Source organism: Novosphingobium sp. 17-62-19, from assembly GCF_002256775.1.
Taxonomy (GTDB): domain Bacteria; phylum Pseudomonadota; class Alphaproteobacteria; order Sphingomonadales; family Sphingomonadaceae; genus Novosphingobium.
The window spans coordinates 18,095-39,985 of record NZ_NCII01000015.1; the positions used below are offsets into that span (position 1 = coordinate 18,095).

15 protein-coding genes are annotated in these 21,891 nt (G+C 61.2%); 3 read left to right on the top strand and 12 right to left on the bottom strand.

All coding sequences use genetic code 11. The annotated features are described in order from the left end of the window. Positions 1–37 precede the first annotated feature (37 nt). The 9 genes from B7X90_RS04320 to B7X90_RS04360 form a co-directional block, all read right to left on the bottom strand. Positions 38–820 (bottom strand): enoyl-CoA hydratase-related protein, encoded by a 783-nt coding sequence (locus B7X90_RS04320; RefSeq protein ID WP_292622045.1) that lies wholly within the window; start codon positions 818–820, stop codon positions 38–40. Positions 821–982: 162 nt separating this feature from the next. Further along, positions 983–1,951, bottom strand: coding sequence for a glucokinase (locus B7X90_RS04325; RefSeq protein WP_292622048.1), 969 nt, complete (start codon positions 1,949–1,951; stop codon positions 983–985). 37 nt (positions 1,952–1,988) lie between these two features. Further along, positions 1,989–3,809 (bottom strand): phosphogluconate dehydratase, encoded by a 1,821-nt coding sequence (edd, locus tag B7X90_RS04330; RefSeq protein WP_292622051.1) that lies wholly within the window; start codon positions 3,807–3,809, stop codon positions 1,989–1,991. Continuing rightward, the gene (locus B7X90_RS04335; RefSeq protein ID WP_292622054.1) at positions 3,809–4,435 is read right to left on the bottom strand and encodes a 6-phosphogluconolactonase; all 627 of its coding nucleotides are present in this window, start codon (positions 4,433–4,435) and stop codon (positions 3,809–3,811) included. Before B7X90_RS04335 ends, edd begins: the two co-directional genes overlap by 1 nt. Beyond that, on the bottom strand, positions 4,428–5,876 hold the full coding sequence (gene zwf, locus B7X90_RS04340) for a glucose-6-phosphate dehydrogenase (protein ID WP_292622057.1): 1,449 nt from the start codon (positions 5,874–5,876) through the stop codon (positions 4,428–4,430). Before zwf ends, B7X90_RS04335 begins: the two co-directional genes overlap by 8 nt. A gap of 193 nt (positions 5,877–6,069) precedes the next feature. Further along, complete coding sequence (locus tag B7X90_RS04345) at positions 6,070–8,061, bottom strand: glycoside hydrolase family 97 protein (protein ID WP_292622085.1); 1,992 nt, start codon at positions 8,059–8,061, stop codon at positions 6,070–6,072. Positions 8,062–8,117: 56 nt separating this feature from the next. Further along, on the bottom strand, positions 8,118–9,752 hold the full coding sequence (locus B7X90_RS04350; RefSeq protein ID WP_292622060.1) for an alpha-amylase family glycosyl hydrolase: 1,635 nt from the start codon (positions 9,750–9,752) through the stop codon (positions 8,118–8,120). After that, positions 9,749–11,545 (bottom strand): alpha-amylase family glycosyl hydrolase, encoded by a 1,797-nt coding sequence (locus B7X90_RS04355; protein ID WP_292622088.1) that lies wholly within the window; start codon positions 11,543–11,545, stop codon positions 9,749–9,751. Before B7X90_RS04355 ends, B7X90_RS04350 begins: the two co-directional genes overlap by 4 nt. Positions 11,546–11,681: 136 nt before the next feature. After that, a complete protein-coding gene (locus B7X90_RS04360) occupies positions 11,682–14,384 on the bottom strand; it encodes a TonB-dependent receptor (RefSeq protein WP_292622063.1) in 2,703 nt (900 codons plus the stop codon). 339 nt (positions 14,385–14,723) lie between these two features. Here B7X90_RS04360 and B7X90_RS04365 point away from each other — a divergent pair, with 339 nt between their 5' ends. The 3 genes from B7X90_RS04365 (at position 14,724) to B7X90_RS04375 (ending at position 18,295) form a co-directional block, all read left to right on the top strand. After that, positions 14,724–15,758 (top strand): LacI family DNA-binding transcriptional regulator, encoded by a 1,035-nt coding sequence (locus B7X90_RS04365; protein WP_292622066.1) that lies wholly within the window; start codon positions 14,724–14,726, stop codon positions 15,756–15,758. Positions 15,759–15,893: 135 nt separating this feature from the next. Beyond that, positions 15,894–17,399 carry an MFS transporter gene (locus B7X90_RS04370; protein ID WP_292622069.1) on the top strand — a complete coding sequence of 502 codons (1,506 nt, stop codon included), beginning with the start codon at positions 15,894–15,896 and terminating at the stop codon, positions 17,397–17,399. Further along, positions 17,396–18,295, top strand: coding sequence for an ROK family protein (locus B7X90_RS04375; RefSeq protein ID WP_292622072.1), 900 nt, complete (start codon positions 17,396–17,398; stop codon positions 18,293–18,295). The genes B7X90_RS04370 and B7X90_RS04375 overlap by 4 nt, the downstream gene beginning before the upstream one ends. Here the strand turns inward: B7X90_RS04375 and B7X90_RS04380 are convergent. The 3 genes from B7X90_RS04380 to B7X90_RS04390 all read right to left on the bottom strand — a co-directional run. Beyond that, positions 18,274–19,599, bottom strand: coding sequence for a glycoside hydrolase family 32 protein (locus tag B7X90_RS04380; protein ID WP_292622076.1), 1,326 nt, complete (start codon positions 19,597–19,599; stop codon positions 18,274–18,276). The two genes, B7X90_RS04375 and B7X90_RS04380, sit on opposite strands and share 22 nt — an antisense overlap. Before the next feature lies 1 nt (position 19,600). Continuing rightward, positions 19,601–20,638 (bottom strand): putative 2OG-Fe(II) oxygenase, encoded by a 1,038-nt coding sequence (locus B7X90_RS04385; RefSeq protein WP_292622079.1) that lies wholly within the window; start codon positions 20,636–20,638, stop codon positions 19,601–19,603. Then, positions 20,613–21,891 (bottom strand): strawberry notch C-terminal domain-containing protein (locus tag B7X90_RS04390; RefSeq protein ID WP_292622082.1); only part of this gene is annotated, 1,279 nt, incomplete at its 5' end. The genes B7X90_RS04385 and B7X90_RS04390, both read right to left, overlap by 26 nt.

Below are 21,891 nucleotides of genomic sequence, written 5' to 3' on the forward strand. Positions count from 1 at the left end.
CGGTGCGCGACCTGAGCCGCACACCGCCCGAATTTCCTCACCGTCCGGTAAAAACAGGCTTCCGCTTTTCCAGAAACGCCTTTCCGCCTTCGCCAGCGTCGGCGCTACTGCCTGCCTGCCATTGACCCTCAGCCTCGACCAGCAAAGCGCTAGCGTAGTCTACCTCAAGCGCCTTGGCGAGGTTCTTGCGCATCGTGCCCAGCGCGACGGTCGGCCCCGCGGCAAGCCGCGTCGCCAGAGCCATCGCCTCATCCTGAAGTGCTGCGTCATCCACAGCCTTGTAGATGAGTCCCCAACTCTCTGCCTTTTCCGCGCTGATCTTTTCGCCGAGCATCATCATCTGCGTGGCACGTGCCTTTCCAACCAGACGAGTCAGCATCCATGATGCGCCGCCATCGGGCACAAGGCCGATGTTGACGAAAGCTTGAAGAAAATAGGCGCTATGCCCCGCAACTACAAAATCCGCTGCCAGTGCGATTGAACATCCCACACCCGCCGCCGGTCCATTGACGGCCGTCACCACCGGCACCGCAAGACGAGAAAGCGTCAGCATCAACGGGTTGTATGCCTGAGTCAGAACAGTATAGGCACCGCGACCGCCGGCAATTGACCGCTCTCCCTTTGCTGCAAGATCTGCACCGGAACAAAACGCACGCCCCTCGCCAGTGATCAGCACTGCCCGCGCGCCATCAAGATCGGTCATGGCATTTGCCAGTTCAAGCGCCATGTTCGGCGGACAGGCATTGAGTCGCTCCGGCCGGTTGAGCACGATTTTCAGAACGTCGCCGATCCGTTCGATACGAATGGTTTCATAGTCCATCTGGCAATCCTCTTCTTTGGCCTTCCGCGCGTGGCACGTCGGATCAAGGCATACTGACTCGGCCCAACGAATCCACCAAAATTTAATTGGCTGATTAAGTCGGCTACGACCCAAAGACCGATCGCTGCTCGTGTGGCCGCAATTTGCCAACCGGCTAAAATGTCAGTCGGCGTGCGCTTGCGCAAATGCGGCTGCTGCGCCGAACAGGCCTGGCTGCGGATGGGTGATCAATTTTACCGGGATGGCGGCCATCAAACCTTCGAATCGTCCCTTGGCGCGAAACCGGTCGGAGAAGCCGGAACGGGCCAAAGTATCCTTGATCCGCAAACCAAGGCCGCCCGCCATGACCACGCCGGTTGCGCCATGAGCCAGTGCAAGATCACCTGCTACGCTGCCGAGAGACAGGCAGAACCGGTCGACCGCCGCTGCAGCCAGACTGTCCGTGCCTAACGTGCCCAGTTCCCAAAGTTCACGGTCGGTGCGCTGCGTGAACGGGCGGTGCTGCAAATGGGCGAGAGCCTCGTAGATGTCGACGATGCCCGGCCCTGCGACCACGCGCTCCACAGAAACGCGGCGATGCCGCTTGCGCAGGCCGGCCAGAATAGCATCTTCAATTGAATCGAGCGGCGCAAAATCGATGTGCCCGCCTTCGGTCGGAACCACCCGATAACCCGCAGGATCAAGCCACAGTTGCGCAACGCCAAGGCCTGTGCCGGGGCCTACTACGCTGATCACGCCGCGCTCAGGCAATGCGTGATCAGGCCCGGAGAGATGCAAAAAATGGTCCGCATCGGCCTGCGCCACCGCGTGGGCAACGGCAGCGAAATCGTTGACGACGACATATTGATCGGCGCCAAGCTTTTCGGGAATCAACGCCGGGCGGATGATCCAGGGGTTGTTGGTAAACTTGATCACCTCCCCACCAACTGGTCCTGCCACGGCGATAGCCGCTGCCTTTGGTAATGCAGTGCCCTGCGTCTGACCGAAAGCTTCCCATGCCAGTTGGAACGAGCCATGCTCGGCCGTTTTCAGCGTTACAGCGTCACCCAGCGAGAGCACGCGCCCACCTTCGACCTCTGCAATCGCAAAGCGCGCGTGGGTGCCACCAATATCGACTGCAACAACCTGCATCCCAACTCCCGATTTATTTTTGTTCAGGCCGATCCGTTCAGAGTCCTGCCGCCGCGAGCATTGCCGAACCGCCGCGCTCCGCCGGGTCCGAATGGTCCCGCATCAATGCAAAGAGCTCGCGCCCTACGCCAACGCCGCCACCGGGTGCAACCGAATCAGCCCGCGCGCTCCATTCCGCTTCAGGCACCAGTGCAGTCAGTTCCCCGGTCGTAGCGCACACCCGAACCACATCACCGTCGCGCAACTTGGCCAACGCGCCGCCCAGCTTGGCTTCGGGCGAGACGTGGATGGCTGCTGGAACCTTGCCAGAAGCGCCAGACATGCGTCCATCGGTCACCAGTGCCACCTTGAAGCCGCGATCCTGCAACACACCAAGCGGCGGGGTGAGCTTGTGCAGTTCAGGCATACCGTTGGCAGCTGGCCCCTGGAACCGGACGACAACAACAACGTCCTTTTCCAATTCACCCGCCTTGAACGCCGCAAGAACCGAGTTCTGGTCCTCGAACACACGACAAGGTGCCTCGATAGCCCATCGCGAAGGATCAACGGCGCTAACCTTGATCGTCCCGCGCCCCAGATTGCCGCGAAGCAGGCGGAAACCGCCCTCGGGCTGGAAAGGGGCCGCGACCGGGCGCAGCAGCGCGTCGTTGGCTGAAACCACCGGCGGCGGCACCCAAGCCAGAGCATCGCCGTCCATCACCGGTTCCTGCGCCCCTTCTTCCAGCGATTTGCCATAAACGGTCATGATATCGGCATGGGCCAGCCCTGCGCCGATCAGTTCACGGATCACATAGGGCATCCCGCCGGCGGCCGCGAAGGCGTTCACATCGCCCGCACCATTGGGGTAAACACTGGCAACCAAGGGCACTACACGACTCAACTCGTCCATATCGTCCCAGTCGATCTGGATACCGGCGGCGCGTGCGATGGCCGGCAGGTGGATCACATGATTGGTCGACCCGCCAGTCGCCAGCAGGCCGACGATGGCGTTAACGATGGCTTTTTCATCCACACACAGACCCAACGGGCGGTAGTCATCCCCGTCCCATCCAATCTGCGCAACACGGTGCGTCGCCGCGCGCGTCAGTTCCTGCCGCAGCTTCTGGCCGGGCTGGACGAAGCTGGACCCGGGCATATGCAAGCCCATCATTTCCATCATCATCTGGTTGGAATTGGCGGTGCCATAGAACGTGCAGGTGCCCGCCGAATGATAGCTCGCGCTTTCGCTTTCCAGCAACTCGTCGCGCCCTACCTTGCCCTCGGCGTAGAGCTGGCGGATGCGGACCTTTTCCTTGTTAGGCAATCCGCTCGGCATTGGGCCTGCGGGCACAAGGATTGTCGGCAGATGGCCAAAGCGAAGCGATCCGATCAGCAGCCCCGGCACGATCTTGTCGCAGATGCCCAGCAGCAAAGCACCTTCGAACATTGCGTGGCTGAGGCCGACGACCGTGGCCATGGCAATGTTGTCGCGGCTGAAAAGCGACAGTTCCATCGAATCCTGCCCCTGCGTAACACCATCGCACATCGCCGGAACGCCGCCCGCCACCTGTGCCGTCGCACCCACTTCACGCGCGAAAATCTTGATCTGCTCAGGGTAGCGGCCATAGGGCTGATGTGCCGAAAGCATGTCGTTATAAGCGGTAACGATGCCGATGTTCATCGCCCTGCCTGACTTGATCAACGCCTTGTCGTCGCCTGACGCGGCAAAGCCATGTGCGAGGTTTCCGCAAGACAACTGCGGCCGGTTAAGCCCCTGCTCGCGCGAACGCTCAATCAGATCGATATAGGCGGCGCGCGTGCTGCGCGAACGCTCGATGATGCGTTGTGTGACGCGCTCGACGGTGGGGTTCAGCGGCATCATTCGCTCCAGTAGATTGTGACGGGCGGGCCATATCCGCGCAGGAAATCGGTAACCGGGTAACGGTCATCACCGGCAATGGCGCGCTCCATCAGCGCCTTCTTCGAAGCACCGGTAACAACCAGAATGATCTCTTTGGTCGCCTTAAGTGCCTTGGCGTTGAGCGTCAGCCGGTCAAACGGCGCTTCTGGCGGCAGCGGGATCGGTGTGGTGGCGATCACCGCCGGACCGGGGCGCACGTGGGCCTTCATCTCAGGGAACAACGATGCAACGTGCCCATCCTCACCCATGCCGAGCCAAACCAGATCGAAAGGCGCAACCTCAGCACCTTCCTCAAGTCGCTCGAATGTCGCTCCCGATGTTCCGAGCGCTGCATGAATCTTACCAAAGTTGCTGGCAGCATGATCGTCAGGCACGCGCCGGTCATCGGTCAGCGCAATGGTCACGCTTGCCCAGTCCAGCGGGCGATCCTTCAGCAGGGCCAGCACCTTGATCGGCGTAGAGCCGCCGGTGAAAGCAATCCGCTTGTGCCCCGGCGCAGAAACGACGCGGGCGATGTGATCAGCCACCGCAACTGCATCGCCCGGCTCAGCCCATTCAACCGTAGCTGCCACAGCCTCAGTCATTCCAACTCCTTCCATCGCGCTCGGTCAGCGCGATGCCGGCGTTCGGACCCCAGCTTCCTGCGGCATAGGGCTTGGCTTCCATGCCGGTATCAGCCCAGACCTTGCGGATCGCATCGACCCATTTCCACTGCGCTTCCACCTCGTCGCGCCGCACGAAGAGCGTCTGCTCCCCCTCGATCAGGTCAAGCAGCAGGCGTTCATAGGCGATGCGGCGGCGGGCCTTGGCAAAGGCCGTGGTCAGCGACAGATCAAGGTTCACTTCGCGCAGCACGATCCCGCCGCGGTCCAGCCCCGGCTCTTTGGCCATGACCTGCAACCGCACGTATTCCTCAGGCTGGAGCCGGATCACGAGGCGGTTGGCGCGCAGCCGCCCTCCCCGCTCGGAAAACACATTGTGCGGCACTTGCTTGAACTCGACGACAATCTCGCTGCGCCGTTCACTCAGCCGCTTGCCAGTGCGCAGATAGAACGGCACCCCGGTCCAGCGCCAGTTATCGACATGCGCCTTGATCGCAACGAATGTCTCAGTGTCCGAAGCCTCGCCCAGATCCTCCTCATAGCCGGTGACCGAAGCTCCCTTCACCGCGCCGGTACGGTACTGTCCGCGCACCATCTCTTCCGCTTTCGCAGGGCGCAGCGCGCGAAGAACCTTGACCTTTTCGTCGCGAATCGACGTCGCATCAAGGTTCGCAGGCGGCTCCATCGCCGTAAGCGCCAGCAACTGGAGCATGTGGTTCTGTACCATGTCACGCAGTGCGCCGGTGTCGTCGTAGAACCCCTTGCGGCCTTCCAGTCCCACCGTTTCGCTGACCGTGATCTGCACGTGATCGATGCCGCCCGCATTCCACAGCGGTTCGAACATCATATTGGCAAAGCGCAGGGCCATAAGGTTCTGGACCGTCTCCTTGCCTAGGTAATGGTCGATGCGGAAGATCTGTTCCTCGGCAAAGGCCCCGGCCACAGCGTCGTTGATGCGCGTTGACGACGCGAGATCGTTGCCCAGCGGCTTTTCAAGCCCGATCCGCACGTTGGTGTGGGCCAGACCTGCACGCTTCAACCCTTCGATAGTAGGCTCGAACAGAAACGGGGCGGTCGACAGGAAGATCGATAGGCCGCATGACGTATCGCCCAATTTCTTCGCCAGATCGCCAAAGCCATCGACATTGGACGCATCCAGCGTCTGATACTCCAGCCGATCAAGAAAGCTTGCCAGCTTGGCCTCGTCCTTGCGATCCTCAGGCAGAAACTCTGCCAAGGCATTGCGCGCAAATTCGCGGAATTCGGCATCATCATGTTCGGAACGTGCCGTGCCAACGATCCGCAGGTCGGGAGAGATCAGTTCGTCTTCATGCAATGCGTAAAGCGAGGGCAGCAACATGCGGCGGGAAAGATCCCCGGTCGCGCCGAACAGCAGCAAGGCCGAGCAGCTGGATTCGATCATCGACGCAATTCTCCCGTTGGTGTTGCGGGCCGTAGATGGACGGCTGACGATCACCTTGCGGCACCGCCCTAGACCCTAAAGGACCGCCGTTCAGCACGCATAAGTATGCAGGATAGCTATGCGCGGCGATACGGCCGGTGATGGTTGTGCATTGCACCATCGCCGACCGCAATCCCGTCATTCCATTTCCGGCTTACTTTGCTGGCTGCAATCGCACGGCAAGGCCACCGCCGGGGGCCAACCATGCCGGAAATACGTCGCCTTTCCTGACTTTCAGCGTGGCGTAAGCAATCCGATGGCGGGCGTCGGTTGCATACGTGGCCCCCTCCCCATCCTTCCAGATCATGGCCGTGTAAGTCTTGCCTGCGTCGAGGAAATCAAGCGACAGCGCAACATCACGCGCCGTCGCATCGTTGACCCCACCAATATACCAGTCTTCGCTGTTGCGATCCTTGCGCGCGAAGATTGCGTAGTCGCCCACCGCACCTGCGATCAGATGGCTTTCAGACCAGTCTGCCGGGACTTGCTTGATGAAGGCCAGTTCCTTCGGATACGCCTCAAGGCTCTCGACAAAGTCCGCCGCCATCTGGATCGGGGAATAGAGCGCCAGATAGAGGCCGAGCTGCTTGGCCAGCGTAGACGCCAGCGGCACCTTGTTCGCGCCTTCAAGGCTCAGGATACCTGGCGTGTAATCCATCGGGCCTGACAGCATCCGCGTGTAGACGAGCGTCGGTTCATGGTCCGGGCCATTGGCGAACTGGCCCCACGCATTGTATTCCATGCCCCGCGCGCCTTCGCGGTCTATCCAGTTGGGATAGGTGCGACGCAGACCCGTGTCCTTCACCGGTTCATGCGCATTGATGGCGATGCGATGCTTCGCCGCCGTCTGCACCACTTTGAGATGGTGCTGAACCGCGCGCTGGCCGTCGTGGAATTCCATCCGATACGCGCCGGGTGTATCACCGGGGGCCAGAATGCCGCCAGCATCCGCCACATAGCCGGTCTTCACCGCGCGCACGCCAAGCCGGTCATACAGCTTCATCGCATCGTCCAGTTGGGCTTCATAGTTGGCGATATTGCCGCCAGTTTCATGATGCCCGATCAGCATGACGCCCTTCTTCGCGCCATACTTCGTCACGGCCTCCAGATCGAAGTCGGGGGTTGCCTCGGTATAGCTGAAGTCCTTGCCGCTGCCGAACCAAGTGCCGTTCCAGCCCATGTCCCAACCTTCGACCAAAACCCCGCCAAAGCCATGCTTCGCGGCAAAATCGATGTACTGCTTGGTCCGAGCAGTGGTTGCGCCGTGGTTCGGGCCTTCCGCCCATGACCAGTCGCCCCGGATCATGCCCCACCAGATGCCGATATACTTCATCGGCTTGAAGTAAGAGACATCGCCGATCTTGTTCGGTTCGTTGAGATTCAGTTCAAGATCGTTCTCGACAATGCCTTTCGCACCGTCAGCAATCCGCACTGTCCTCCAAGGCGTGTTGAACGGCAGCGCCCGGATGACTTTCGGCCCGCTGCCAGATGGCGCCAAGGTTGCGCGGAAAGATGTGCCGGTCTGGCGTTTCAGCCACATCGCCGAATAGTCAACCAGTGCAGCCTCATGGAACGACAGGTGCGTCCCATCCTCCAGCTTCATAGTGATCGGGGTATGCGCGGTCGAAACACCGTCAATCGCCGTCTGCTGGTAAACCTGCTCGTAACGGTTCCATTCGCTGCCGGGAATCCACCATGCGGTGCCATTCTGCGCCACGTTGAACTCGGTCAGTTCGTCGGCAATCTTCATCACCTGCATCGCGGGCTGTTCCGGCATTTCATAACGGAAGCCCACACCGTCGTTGAACAGGCGGAAGCGCACGTTCATGCGGCGGCTGCCCCAGTCGGGCACCTGCTCGAACCGCACCAGCAGTTCGTTATGGTTGTCCGTCACAAAGCGCCGCTCACCCCACGGCTGTTCCCACGTTTCCTTGCCAGACGCGGTCTCGCTGCCGACAATCTTCTGCCCGCGCTGCATCGTGGGGCCATCGCTGGTGATGAAGCCCAGCATTGATGAGCCGATGAGCAGCTTGCCTTTGCGCATCACGCTATAAATCGGATGCCCGTCGTTGTCGGTCGTGACCGACAGGACAATGGAGCCATCGGGCGAAGCTGCAGTCACCGTCTCGGCAAAAGCAGGCGTCATGAGGGCGCACGAAAGGGTCAGCGCCAGCGGCGCTGCACAAGCCAAATTGTATCGCATCAGATCCTCTCTTCGATCAGCAGCGCGCCGAATGGCGGAAGCTGCTCCCCGTTTGCGCCGTTGACCGACGCGAGTTGGTTTCCATCCCGTAGCAACCCTTGCAGAAGCGCCACAGAAGACGATGACAGGTTGAACACTCCTGCAATCGATTGCTGACCGTAAATGCGTCGAATGACAAGTAGGCATTCGTCTGCATGAAGCACTTCGAATGTGCCAAGACGCAAAGCGGGATGATCGCGCCGCATACGCAGCAATGCCGTGGTAAGGTTCAGCAGCGAATCCGCGTCAGCTTCCTGCCGGTCAACCGCGCGGCCGAGGTTATCCTCACCCACTGGCAGCCACGGCACGCCCACGGTAAAGCCCCCCTCACCTGACTGCACTATCCACGGCATCGGCGTACGCGCGCCATCGCGCGAAAGCGTCAGCGGCCAGTTGGCAATCGCCTCAGGATCTTGCAACTGTTCGAACGGGATATCGACTTGGGTGAGGCCCAGTTCCTCGCCTTGATAGACGATGATGTTTCCCCGCAGCGATGCAAACAGCATCGCCTTCAACCGCCCGAATGCATCGCGATGTTCCGGCGCACACCAGCGTGAAAGCGCGCGCGGCGCATCGTGGTTTTCGAAGGCCCAGCTTGGCCAGCCTATCCCCGGCGCATCGGTCCACTTGGACACCGCTTGTTCGACGAACTTCGGCGTGAGCCTGTCCGCATAAAGGAAATCAAAACCATAGGCGCTGTTCAGGTGCTGCTCGCCCGCAGTGAACGCCTTCATCTCCGTCTCGGCCAGATCGCCGCCCACTTCGGCCACGGTAAACACCGCGCCATATTCGTCGCACAGTTCCCGCACCCGCTGGATGAACCCGATAATGTCCGGGTGCGACTGGTTGTAGATCTTGAGTTGGAAATCAAACGGACGCGTTTTCCGGCGGCCATCGTCGGGCGCAGGCGGATTGTCGCGCATCGTCGGGTCGTGCATCAGAAAGTTCAGCGCATCCAGCCTGAACCCGTCCACGCCCCGGTCCAGCCAGAAGCGCATAACCCCCAGCAGGGCTTCCTGCACTTCCGGGTTATGCGCGTTCACCTGCGGCTGGCTGGAAAGGAAGTTGTGCAGATAATACTGCCGCCGCCGCGCATCCCATGTCCACGCTGGCCCGCCGAATACCGACTGCCAGTTTGATGGCGGCGAGCCATCGGGCTTTGGGTCGGCCCAGACGTACCAGTCGGCCTTGCCATTCGTGCGGTCCTGTCGGCTCTCTTGGAACCACGGGTGCAGGTCCGAAGTGTGCGCATAGACCTGATCGATGGTGACGTTCAGCCCCAACTCGTGCGCCCGCGCCACCATCGCGTCAAAATCTTCAAGCGTTCCGAAGATCGGATCGACGCCGCAATAGTCCGCCACGTCATAGCCGAAATCGCGCATCGGCGAGGTGAAGAAGGGCGACACCCAGATCGCATCGACGCCAAGCCGGGCGACGTGTTCGAGGCGCGATGTGATCCCCGGAAGATCGCCGATTCCATCGCCGTTGGAATCGCAGAAGCTGCGCGGGTAGATTTGATAGATCGCCGCACCGCGCCACCACGGCACAGCATTTTTCGTGTCGTGATCAGCGTGAAGAGCTTCGGTCTTATTCATCGAGCGGGTTTTTCCGGGGAGGGAGAGACTCGGCAGACCACACTGCCGAAAGCGGGAATTTCAAGCATGACCGAACCCGGTGCTGTTACGTGCGCAGGACATTGACCATAAAGGCTTTCAAGGCTGTTTGCGGTCGCTTGGAGCACGCTTGGTGCAGTTAGGTGCTGTTCAGACGTGTTGAAGGCAATCAGGTATTCCCTACCTGTGACAGGATCAAAACGGGATACGGAAAACAACCCCGGCACCTCTGAATACGTCCGCGTAACCTGCCGCCCGCGCGCAATGGCGGGATGATCCCGGCGGAGCTTTGCCAGCGTCGAGATCAGCCGGTAAAGCGGGTGCCGGGTGTCGAAATTGCTGGCAGCGGTGGTAGCACTGGTGCCCACAAGTGCGTTGTCGTTGTAGCTGGCGGTCCGGCTTGGGAACATATCCTCGCGCGCATCCTGATCGTTGCCGTCGCCAATAAAGCCCTGTTCATCGCCGGAATAGATCACCGGCGATCCGCGCAAGGTCAGCAGCATGGCATGGGCAAGGCTCACCCGCGCCAGCACTTCGGCGTCGGATATTCCGGGCCGGTCCTTGCGCACCAGCATGGCGAAACGGCCCATGTCATGATTGCCAAGGAACGTCGGCATGGCCAGCGCTGCTGCCTCGCCGCCCTCATACAACACGTCGCCATCGAAGGTGTCGGCCAGAACCTCGGTGCCCTTCCCTTGCGCCACTATCGCACGCACTGCGCCCTGGAATGCGAAGTCCAGCACTGCCGGATAGCCGTCACGCCGGGTGTAGCGCGCGATGGTGCCGGGGTCTGAGCCTTCGTGCGCCACTTCACCAAAGATCGCGAAGTTGGGGATGCCCGCCTGCTTGGCGGTGGATTGCATTGCCGGAATGAAGGCCTGCCAGAAACCGGGATCGACATGTTTGGCGGTGTCGATGCGATAGCCGTCGATGCCGAACCGCTTGATCCAGTCGGCATAAATCTCGATCATCCCGCTGCGAACGCGTGGGTGTTCGGTGAAGAGGTCATCAAGTCCCGCAAAGTCGCCAAAGCGGCTGTTCTCGCCTCGGAAAGTCGTGTCGCCCCGGTTATGATAGAACAACGGATCGTTGAGCCACGCTGGCGTCTTGGCGTTGCGCTCTGCCTCCGGGACGAAGGGTTCATAGGCCGCCCCCGGATCGGTCAGCTTGGCAAAATTTGCCTCGCTGGAATCCTCGTCGCCGGCAAACCCCGGATTGATTGCAGGACCTTTCAGACCACCCTTGCGCGAATAGGGCCAGTTCGCCCGGTCGCGGTAGGTGTACTGGCCGCTCTTGTATTGGATCACGTCCGCCGTGTGGTTGGCGATAATGTCCATGTAAACCTTCAGCCCCCGCGCATGGGCCGCATCAACCAAAGCCTTGAATTCGGCATTGGTCCCGAAATGTGGGTCGACGCGGGTAAAGTCTGTGACCCAGTACCCGTGATATCCGGCGCTCTCCTGCCCCGGAAGGCCCTGAACCGGCTTGTTCTTGAATACCGGCGCCACCCAGATTGCGGTCGCACCAAGGCCTTGCAGATAGTCGAGCCGGGACATCAGCCCCTTCAGATCGCCGCCGTGGTAGAAGCCCTTGGCCGCAGGATCGAATCCGGTCTTGTACCGATCTCCTTTCAGGCCACCGGTATCGTTCTTCGTGTCGCCATTTTCGAAACGGTCGGGAAGGAGGAAGTAGATCGTCTCCCCCGCTGCTGGTCGCGCGCGAACTTCAGCAATCGGAACATCGGCAAGTGCCGACTGCGCCACGCAGAACGCCATCAGAGATGCGGCAACGAGTTTACGCACGGGCTGGACCCCTTCCACGGTCAGAGCGCACCTTACACTGCATTGCGTTGCAATCCCGCGCAAGCAGGGTGGAGGGGGCGGGATGAGGCCGCCCCCTCCGAGGGAACCATCAGAACTTGTAGTTGAACCCGGCCATGAAACGGCGGCCATAGGTCTGGTAGTTGCGGATCTGCAGCGGCGCACCGTTATCGACCGAGACGAACGGTTCGTCTGTCAGGTTCTGGCCCTGCAGGAACAGCGACAGACCGTTGAGCGGGCTGCTCTCCTGGAAGTCATACCCGATCTGCGCATCGACAATGGTCTCCTTCAGCGCGCGGCGCAGTTCACGCTCGCCACCGAAGCCAACGAAGATGCCCTGGAACGACGAGCGATAACGGGCCGAAACGCGGGCGTTGAACCCAGCCTTTTCGAAAAACAGCGTGCCCGAACCAACCCAGCGCGAATAGTCCGGCAGATCCATGGAGTCCGCGTTCGGTCCCGGCTTGATCGAGGTCTTGGTGTAGCCGAGGCCGCCGGTGAAGCCGAAGCCTTCAAGCGCGGGTGTGATCACATCAAACGGCAGGGTGCCTGCCAGTTCCACGCCGTAGAGTTCACCGCCAGTGCCGTTTACCGCCGTCGTAATTGTGCCCACGAAATTGGTGATTGGCACGGGTGCGACCACGGGCAGGCCGCTGTAGTCGAACGGCACGACATCGCGGTAGATGTAGTTGTCGAGCTTCTTGTAGAACATCTGAACCCCGACATAACCCTTGCTGCCGAAGTACTTCTCGATGTTCAGATCCGCTGCCCAGGCGCGATAGGGTTCCAGCTGCGGGTTGCCGCCATTGCCGGTGATCACACCGCTGTTGACGTTGTAGCTGTAATCGAGGCTGACTTTCATGTCTTCGAAACGGGGGCGCTGGATTTCGCGGGCCGCAGCAACGCGGACCACCCAGTCTGCGGGCAGACGGAAGTTCAGGTTCATGCTGGGCAGGAAGTCCCAGTAGCGCGCACCGCGCGTCACCGGCACCAGACTGGCCGAGGCAAGGTTCTGGAACCCGCGTGATTTCTGTTCGGTGTTCTGCGCCAGCAGGCCGATGTTGCCGTCCATCTCCACCGCGCCGAAAGCAGCCTTGAGATCGCCCTTTATGTAGATCGACATGACCCGCTCGGTCACCGAGTAGGCCTTGGCCGGAACGTCCTTGCTGGTGTTCGGCGTCAGGACATAGACGCCGTCTTCAAGCATCGCGAAGGGATCGTAACCGATGATCGGACCGACACCGATGAAGCCCAGATCGGTCGCGCCCGTGCGGTACTTTTCCGGCACTGTCAGCGACTTCGCGCCACCGGCAAGGTTGAGGAACGATTCAACCGGCGTCTTGCCCTTCGTGCGATCAACATAGGCCGTGCCGACCGTCAGCTTTGACAGGAAACCGCTCTCCAGTTCCTTGCCCACCTCGATCTGGAAGCTCTTGATCTCATCGTCGATGATGCGATCGTTGTAGTACCCTTCCTGCGAACCCAGCGGTGCGCCAGCGCCCCAGCCCAGCGGATCGGTCAGCACAATCGTGTTGTAGTTGCCGTAATCCAACGTGTTGCTGGTGAACGTAGTGCCGGTAGGACCGCTCACGAATGTCAGCGTATCGGCAGCGCCCACGCCAGCGCCCGGCCCTGTCCCGGCGTTGGTCTCCAAAGTCAGCTCGCTGCGGTCGGTCTTCGAATAGCCGAAATCGAACGACGCCGACCAGCCATCGTCACCGGTCCAGTCCGCATTGAAGCCGCCCGAAAAAATGTCGGACCGGCGTTCATAGCCGTGATTGTTGACCACGGCCTCGACACCGGTGAAAGTGCCCTGCGTGATCAGATTGCCATTGGTCTGGATGCCCGCTGTCGACAGTTGCGCCGGGCTGAACGCCAGCGGAAACTCGACGCCGCGCTTGATCTGCTTGTCGGTAAACTTGCCGTAGAAGCCATCAACCGTCAGCATCAGTTCGTCCACCGGCTTGAACTGAACAGTGCCCTGGATGCCGAGCCGCTGGAGCTGGGTCGAAACACCAAAGGGCTTCATTCCCCCGATGACCTTGGTGCCATTCGGCGCATCGGCATAGCCCCAGGCCTCGAATTCCTGCGCCTGATACGGCTCGTCGGTATATGCCGCAGACAGCGCCACACCAAGGCGGTCTTCCATGAACTGACCAACATAAGTGCCTGTGGCGCGATAGCCGAATTCGTTGCTGTCAGCGTTGACCTTGCCCAGATCGGTGTAGGTGCCGCGTCCGCCGAAAGAGACCAAACCCTTGCCGAATTCCAGCGGGCGGATCGTCTTGATATCTACCGTGCCGACCAGGCCTTGATGCACAAGGTTGGCCTGCGGTGCTTTATAGACATCGACGCGGCTGACGATTTCCGAGGGGAACTGGTCGAACTCGACATTGCGCTGTTCGCCGGTCGACGTTTGCGGGCGTCCGTTCAGCGTGGTCGACGACAGGTCGGCGCTCGACCCGCGAATGGCGATGGAGTTGGCGCGGCCAAACAGACGCTGGGTGGTCAGGCCCGGCAGGCGGGCGATCGATTCACCGATCGATGCATCGGGCAAGCGGCCAATGTCCTCAGCCGAAACCGATTCCACGATCACCGATGAGGTCTTCTTGGTGTTCACCGCCGTGGCCAAGGAGGCGCGGAACCCGGTGACGACGATGGCTTGCTCTTCACCTTCTGGCGCGGCCTGTGGTTCTGCCGTGGCGTCTTGCGCCAACGACGGACTGGCGACGAGGGTCATGGTCAATGCTGCAAGCGAAGCGCCCGCAATTGCGGTGAATGTGCGAATAGCCATGTTGAATCTCACTCCCCCAAGCCGGACATTTCCGGCCTCGAAATCTGGTCGATGTATCGTGATGCGAAGGACGGCGCCGCTGAGCCGGGCTTCCGTTCGAATCCGGTTTTAAGGGAGAGAGCGGCGATGACGAATATGGCATACGTATACTATGCGTAATTTGGTTTCAGATGAAGCTTTCTTGCCACGCAGCGGACCCGCCCGAAAATCCCGATAAATCGGCACCTTCACACCGGTATTGCACGGTCGCAGACTCCTGATTGCATGAGTGGAACTTCACGCATACACTCTTGGCCAGCCAGCTTCGGGACCACACCGGGCGGCGGGAGAGACGGGGATATGGGGCGTCGGCCATCGAACAAGCCAACCAGCTTTGACATTGCCTATCTTGCAGGGGTTTCGCAGCCAACGGTCAGCCGTGCGCTGCGTGGCAGCAAATCGGTCAGCATAGCCACCCGGCAGAAGATCGAGGCCATTGCCCGCCAGCTCAACTATACGGTGGACAAGAACGCTTCGTCATTGCGCTCTCAACGGTCAAACACACTGGCGCTGCTGTTCTTTGAAGACCCGACGCCCGATGAATCGAACATCAATCCGTTCTTCCTTGCCATGCTCGGGTCGATCACCCGGCACTGCGCCAACCGTGGGCTGGACTTGCTGATTTCATTCCAGAAACTGGATGACGATTGGCACAAGCGCTATCAGGATAGCCACCGCGCCGATGGCCTGATCCTGCTCGGCTATGGCGACTACACTGCCTACGAGCCGCGCCTGCGCCAGTTGCTGAAATCCGGTACGCACTTCGTGCGCTGGGGTTCGGTCGATGCAGGGACGATCGGCGCAACCGTCGGCTCTGATAACTTCGGCGCGGGGCGGATGGCCGGGGAGCATTTGCTGGCACGCGGGCGCAGAAAAATCGCCTTTCTGGGCCAGGCGGATTCACACTACCCAGAGTTTGAGCAGCGCTATGCAGGCCTTGCCAAGGCGATCACTACAGCCGGGCTGGAGCCAGACCCCAACCTGATCGTCGATGCCGTATCGGACGAGGAAGTCGGCTACAAAGCCGCCCACGAACTGCTGGCGCGTGGTATGCCCTTTGACGCCGTGTTCGCCGCGAGCGACCTTATCGCCATTGGCGCGATGCGAGCGATGGCCGAAGCTGGCCTGAATGTGCCCAATGACATTGCGGTTGTCGGCTTTGACGATATCCCGACCGCTGCCTTTACATCGCCACCGCTGACCACGCTGATGCAGGATATTCGGCTCGCCGGCGAGGCATTGGTCGAAAGCGTGCTGGCGCAGGTTGAAGGTCGCGCCCCCAATCCCCGCGTGTTGCCAGCCCGGCTGGTGGTCCGCGCCAGCAGCGGCGGTTGATCTTCCAGCTCGCAATTTTTGGTATTCGTATGCGCATCGATTGCAGCGCCGTGCGGATTCTGCGACGTCGCGTTGCATGAAGCCACAAGCATGGTCGCGCCAGACGGCCAGCAGCGCCGTGATCGGGGAGTAGAGATGACCACATATTCCGGCGCCTTCGCCCCGCCCAAGCCGCGGCAGAGCTTCTGGGGCCTTTGGAATATCAGCTTCGGCTACTTCGGGATCCAGCTCGCCTTCGCGCTGCAGAACGCCAATGTCAGCCGGATTTTTCAGTCGCTCGGCAGCTCGGTTGATGACCTGGCCTTCCTGTGGATTGCAGGGCCGGTCACTGGCCTGCTGGTGCAGCCACTGATCGGCTACTACTCGGACCGCACCTGGGGGCGCCTTGGCCGCCGCCGTCCTTATTTCCTCGCCGGAGCTGTGCTGGCTGCACTCGCACTGATCGGCCTGCCCAACGCCGGCCTGCTGCTGTTTGCGGCGGCTTTCCTGTGGATGCTGGATGCTTCGCTGAACGTTGCGATGGAGCCGTTCCGCGCCTTTGCCGGTGACATGACGCCCGATGATCAGCGCGCGCAGGCCTTCGCGTTCCAGACGGCGTTTATCGGTGCAGGAGCAGTGCTGGGCAGCCTTGCTCCCGCATTGTTCAACTGGCTTGGCATTGCCAACACCGCACCTGACGGCGTGATCCCGGCATCAGTGCGCTACAGCTTCTACCTTGGCGCGGTGGCCATCGTGCTGAGTGTGGGGTGGACCGTTCTGCGCGTGCGCGAATATGCGCCGGATGAAATGGCCGCGTTTGAAGGCACCAGCGCGAACCCGGATGTTGTGCAGCATGAGCCGCTGGTCCACCCACGCACCGGCCCGCTGTGGGTTACTGCTGGTGGTGTCCTTCTGGCGCTGGTTGCTGCGTTTCAGCTCGATAAGCAGCTCTATGTTCTGGGCAGCGGGCTTGCGCTCTTTGGGGCAATCCAGATCGGCGTTCGCGCCACGTCTGCCAAGGGTGCTCTTGCCCACATCGTTTCCGATCTTGCGCAGATGCCTGTGCAGATGAAGCAACTCGCCTTTGCGCAGTTCTTCACGTGGATCGGCTTTTTCATCGTGTGGATCTACACTACCCCGGTCGTCACCGCGCAAGCCTTTGGCGCGACCGACACTGCAAGCGCCGCCTACAATGAAGGCGCAGACTGGGTCGGCGTGATGTTTGCGTTCTACAATGGGGTGGCCATCGTGGTGGCCTTCCTCCTGCCAGCCCTTGCAAAGCGCATCGGCAATGCCGGTACACACGCCGTTGGGCTGCTGTGCGGGGCCGCCGGGTTCATCGGCCTCTTGCTGATGCGTGACCCTGTCATGTTGCTGTTGCCGATGGTCGGCATGGGCATTGCCTGGGCTTCGGTCCTGTCGATGCCATATGTGATCCTCACCCGCGTGTTGCCGCCCCGCAAGTTCGGCATCTACATCGGGATATTCAATTTCTTCGTCGTCATACCCCAGCTTGTCGTTGCCACACTGATGGGTGGCATCATGCGCAGCTTCTTCCCCGGAGAGCCGCGCTGGACGATGCTGGTAGCCGCATTGATGATGGCATTGGCGGCTGCGGCGATGATGCTGGTTCGCGAAAATTCAAAGGATGTTGCAGCATGAGCGGGCAAGGTTTGATCGGTGCGGTGGAGGCAGGGGGCACGAAGTTCGTTCTCGCGCTCTCAACGCAGCAAGGCGAAATCCTTGCCCGCACGCGTATGCCCACCAACACGCCCGGCGAAACCTGGCTCGCGATGAGGGCGTTCTTCGAACAGGCTAGCGCGGAACATGGGCCTATCGACGCATTCGGCGTGGCAAGCTTTGGCCCGATCGACATTGACCCTGCCTCACCGGCCTACGGCACCTTTACCACCACGCCAAAGCCCGGTTGGGCAGGCGCGCGATTCCATGATGCTCTGGGCCAGTTCGATGCTCCGATCATGGTGGATACCGATGTGAACGGCGCAGCAATCGGCGAATGGATGGCGGGCGCAGGGCAAGGTTGCCGGACGCTGGCCTATACCACCATCGGCACCGGCATCGGCACAGGCGTTGTGCGCGATGGCCGATCCTTGATGGGCATATCACACTTCGAAAGCGGCCACATCGTGGCCCCGCGTGATCGTGTTCGCGATCCCTTTCCCGGCATCTGCCCCTTCCACGGCGATTGCCTTGAAGGTCTGGCTTGTGGCCCTGCGATCGAGCGCCGCTGGGGCAAGAGCCTTGACCAACTGGGGCATGACGAAACCAAGCTGATCGCCAGCTATATCGCGCACCTCGCCAGTACGCTGGTGCTACTGCACATGCCCGACAGGTTGATCTTTGGCGGTGGCGTCATGAAGGCACCGGGACTGGTGGAAGCAGTGCGCCGCGAGACTGCCGCAAAGCTGAATGGCTATATCAGCCATCCACGTCTGGACGAGGGTCTGCAGAGCTACATCGTCACGCCCGGTCTTGGCGATGACGCGGGCATCACCGGCGCAATCGAACTTGGACGTCAGGCACTCGCCAAGGGATAACGCACCGTCAGCGCACCTTCGCCGCGCAGGCCGAATGCCTCCCCGGCAAGGCGATGCTGCAAGGTCAGGCAATCCGCGCCCTTGCTCGCCAGCACCTCGATGCTCCCGCTGTCGAGCCAGATTTCAATCGGCTCATCATCGGTCACCGTAATGGTCGAAGTATGGTCCAGTTGGGGCGTCACCGGATCGCGGCGGATCACGTGCAGGAGGCCAGCGGCAAACGCACATTCCAACGTGCGGCCGGCATCATCTGCAAGTGTAAACTGCCAATCCTCACGCGCAGGTGCTTCCACCAAGGCCGCTCTCCCCAGTGGTCTGCATCCATCGCCAAGTGCCACGATCTCTGCTGCGGCAAACTGCGCGCGGCAAGATGGTTCCACCGTCTGCACCAGCGTGAGCGTAGCGCCGACGCGCCTCAGCGAAAGCCGACGCGGCAAGCTCATCGCCCCTCTCCAGCCCTGCTTCGGCAAATGCTTTTGTACCGCGTGATTGCCCATCCACCCGATCCATGTGGGGCGGTCCCCGCCATCGCGCGGATCGGTCCAGCCAATCGCAGCATAGAATTCGTCGCCATGATCGGTGACCTGCCATTCCGTTTCAGGCGTGAATTTTGTGCCATCGAAGCGCCCGACACGGTAAAGTGCGCCCGATCCCGGTGCGCCGGAAAGCACATCAACTTTAAAAATCCAGCGCATTTCCCGCGATCCCTCAATGGGCAGTTTGATCAGGAACGGACACTCCCAGAGATGGCCGGGCGCTCCATCGCGAGCAATCTCGGAAAGCTCGTGCCAAACCTTCAGGTCGGTCGAGCCGTAGATCAGCGCCCGGTTCTCATCAGACAGCACCACGACCATGATCCACTGCCGCGAAGGCTCGTGCCAGAACACGCTGGGATCGCGGAAATCGGCCATTTGCCGGTCCAGCACCGGATTGCCAGCAAACTTCGTGAATGTCCTCCCACGGTCAGTGCTGGCGGCAATGCATTGGATCTGGAGCGCCCGGTCTGTCCGCGCGCCGGTGTAGACTGCGATCATCGCATCCTTGCCAAACCCGGCACCACCTGAATGGTCGATCACGGCAGAGCCGGAGAAGATCATCGTGCTGTCTTCTTCGGCCAACGCCACCGGCAATTCCTGCCACCGCGCCAGATCGCGGCTGACGGCGTGGCCCCATGACATGTGGCCCCACTCCTCACCGAACGGGTTGTACTGGTAGAACATGTGCCATTCCCCATCCTGCCAGACCAGGCCGTTGGGATCGCTCAGCCAATTGGCGGCGGGAGCAAAGTGATAGCGCGGTCGCATTTCAGGCTTTCATGTTGGGGATCACGTCGAAGGCGATCGTCATGCGCTCGCCATCGGTGAACGGCACGGTGCCGTGCCACATGGTGGAGGGGAACAGCGCCAACCTGCCCGGCTTGGGCACCACCTCGCCATAGGGTTTCAGCGCAAGGTGCAGTTCCGGCGGCGGTGCGCCGAACTGCAAGTGCCCCGCAGGTGGCGCACCCAAATCCTTCGCGTTTGGCACCGTGACGTAGAGCGCAGAACTGATCCAGCCCATCGGGTGGGTATGGACGGAGTGGAAGCCGCCCGGTCGCAGTCGTACAGACCAGCTTCCTGCAAACAGGAAACGTCCCCGTGGCGCGGCCAGCAACGGGTGTGCCGGATCGGCCTGCGGCAGGTCATCGATGTAGTGCCGCACCGCCGCTTCGATCTTTGCTCGGGCGTTTGCGATTACCGGATCGATGCGCAGCAACAAGGGCCGCTCCGTCTGCGTGCCACCACGAACCGACTGTTCGTGCCATGGTTGCTGCATCGTGTGCAGCCGCCGCAGGGTTACTGCGAGATCGTCAAGCTCCACCGCCGTGAAATCCAGATCGAAGCTGCGCACATCGCGCATCCCGCCGTCCAGCCAATCCGCCCGAGCATCGCCCAGCAAACGCCACGCGAGCGAGAGATAGGACCAGAACGCCCGCATCGCCCGCGTACCCATATGCCGCACGCAGACATCGCGTGCCCGTTCAACCTGACCACCGCGCAGGAAATGCCGCACGCGCGCAAGGTCCAGCCCAACGTCCTGCACATGCTCCACCTGATCGAACAGCGCAGGATCACACGCCCCTTCCCCGCTTTCGCTGGCGATAAACAGCTTGCCCAGCAGCGACGCCTGCCGCTCACCCAGCAGCGTTTCCGCGTCTGCAATCACATGACGCGCAGCATCCCAATCCTTCGCCGAGGCAAGGACGTGAAACCACGCCATGCGCAGGCCAAAATTGCCCGGATCGCGCGCGATTGCTGCGGCAAAGCTGCGTGCGAAGTCAGCATCTCCGGCAGTTGCCCGCATTCCGCAAAGGCAGCGATGCCCGTCGATCCAGGCGGGGTTTTCTGCAAGGATCTGTTCGAGAAGAGCCTCGCCCTCTGCCTGCCGCCCTTCTGCTGAAAGAGCTGTCGCTCTGCTGCGCTGAAGATCGATCCGCGCAGGCGAAAGTTCGGCTGCGCGCGCATAATGACCGGCTGCGCGCAGACACCACCGTGAAGTCCTCGACTGCGATGGTCTCAAGGCCGAGATCGAGTGTGCCGGCCTGCTGGGCGGCATCGATGCGCGCTTCGACCAGCCCCATGAACTCGTCAAAGATCGCGTTCTGCAAGGCGATAGGAAGTGCAAGGATGCGATTGAGCCAACGCTGGATCGAGGGCAGGTCATCGACCATTGAACCGTCGGGTGCTTCGATCCGGAGGCCCGTCAGCTCCTGAAATCGTCCAAGGCTGACCGCTTCGAGCTTGCCGGTGAACAACAGGCCGAACCAGCGATGGAGCGCTTCCTTGGCGTAGATGCTTTCGAGATTGTCAGCGGGATCGAACAGGTTCTGCCCGCCGGTCTGGCGCTGCCCGCGCGTCAGAGCGCCAAGACTGTCCAGTCGCCGCGCGATAGTCGAGATGAACCGGAGCTCGCCGCGCACGTCGGTGGTCACCGGCCTGAACAGCGGGGCTGATGCCTGGTTGGTGCGATTGGTCCGGCCAAGCCCCTGGATTGCGGCGTCCGCCCGCCAGCCCGGCTCGAGGAGGAAGTGGACACGGCGGGCCTGGTTCCTCGCGGTAAGATCAGCGTGGTAGCTGCGCCCGGTTCCACCGGCATCGGAGAAGACCAGGATACGCTTGGCGCCGTCCATGAACGCCTGGGTCTCAGACACGTTGGCGCGCGGCGACCGCGATTGGAGCTTCTGACGACCGTCGCGGCCGACGATGAGCCGGCGTGTACGACCGGTGACTTCCGCTACCTGTTCGACGCCGAAGCGTTCGATGATGGCATCAAGCGCGGTGGCAATCGGCGGCAAGGCGCAGAGCTGTTCGATCATCCGGTCGCGCGCGGCAAGCGCAGAGCGGCAGAGCACCGGTGCGCCTTGCTCGTCACTCATGGGCTCTGAGCGAGGATTGCCGTTTTCGTCCGTGAACACCGCCATCAGGCGGACAGGAAAGCTTTTGGCGAGATAGTCGATGACATATTCTTTGCAGTCGCAGTTTATGTCGAGCGTGGCGGCAGGAGGCGCAGGTTTTCTTCGGTTTTCCATGATTTCACTCCAGATAACTACGGTTCCG

Excerpts from the sequence above, each read along its gene's own strand:
- B7X90_RS04360 (WP_292622063.1), bottom strand. The coding sequence starts at position 14,384 with ATGGCTATTCGCACATTCACCGCAATTGCGGGCGCTTCGCTTGCAGCA.
- B7X90_RS04350 (WP_292622060.1), bottom strand. The coding sequence starts at position 9,752 with ATGAATAAGACCGAAGCTCTTCACGCTGATCACGACACGAAAAATGCT.
- B7X90_RS04365 (WP_292622066.1), top strand. The coding sequence starts at position 14,724 with ATGGGGCGTCGGCCATCGAACAAGCCAACCAGCTTTGACATTGCCTAT.
- B7X90_RS04355 (WP_292622088.1), bottom strand. The coding sequence starts at position 11,545 with ATGGCGTTCTGCGTGGCGCAGTCGGCACTTGCCGATGTTCCGATTGCT.
- B7X90_RS04375 (WP_292622072.1), top strand. The coding sequence starts at position 17,396 with ATGAGCGGGCAAGGTTTGATCGGTGCGGTGGAGGCAGGGGGCACGAAG.
- B7X90_RS04380 (WP_292622076.1), bottom strand. The coding sequence starts at position 19,599 with ATGCGACCGCGCTATCACTTTGCTCCCGCCGCCAATTGGCTGAGCGAT.
- B7X90_RS04345 (WP_292622085.1), bottom strand. The coding sequence starts at position 8,061 with ATGACGCCTGCTTTTGCCGAGACGGTGACTGCAGCTTCGCCCGATGGC.
- zwf (WP_292622057.1), bottom strand. The coding sequence starts at position 5,876 with ATGATCGAATCCAGCTGCTCGGCCTTGCTGCTGTTCGGCGCGACCGGG.
- B7X90_RS04370 (WP_292622069.1), top strand. The coding sequence starts at position 15,894 with ATGACCACATATTCCGGCGCCTTCGCCCCGCCCAAGCCGCGGCAGAGC.
- B7X90_RS04335 (WP_292622054.1), bottom strand. The coding sequence starts at position 4,435 with ATGACTGAGGCTGTGGCAGCTACGGTTGAATGGGCTGAGCCGGGCGAT.
- B7X90_RS04325 (WP_292622048.1), bottom strand. The coding sequence starts at position 1,951 with ATGCAGGTTGTTGCAGTCGATATTGGTGGCACCCACGCGCGCTTTGCG.
- B7X90_RS04320 (WP_292622045.1), bottom strand. The coding sequence starts at position 820 with ATGGACTATGAAACCATTCGTATCGAACGGATCGGCGACGTTCTGAAA.
- edd (WP_292622051.1), bottom strand. The coding sequence starts at position 3,809 with ATGCCGCTGAACCCCACCGTCGAGCGCGTCACACAACGCATCATCGAG.
- B7X90_RS04385 (WP_292622079.1), bottom strand. The coding sequence starts at position 20,638 with ATGCGGGCAACTGCCGGAGATGCTGACTTCGCACGCAGCTTTGCCGCA.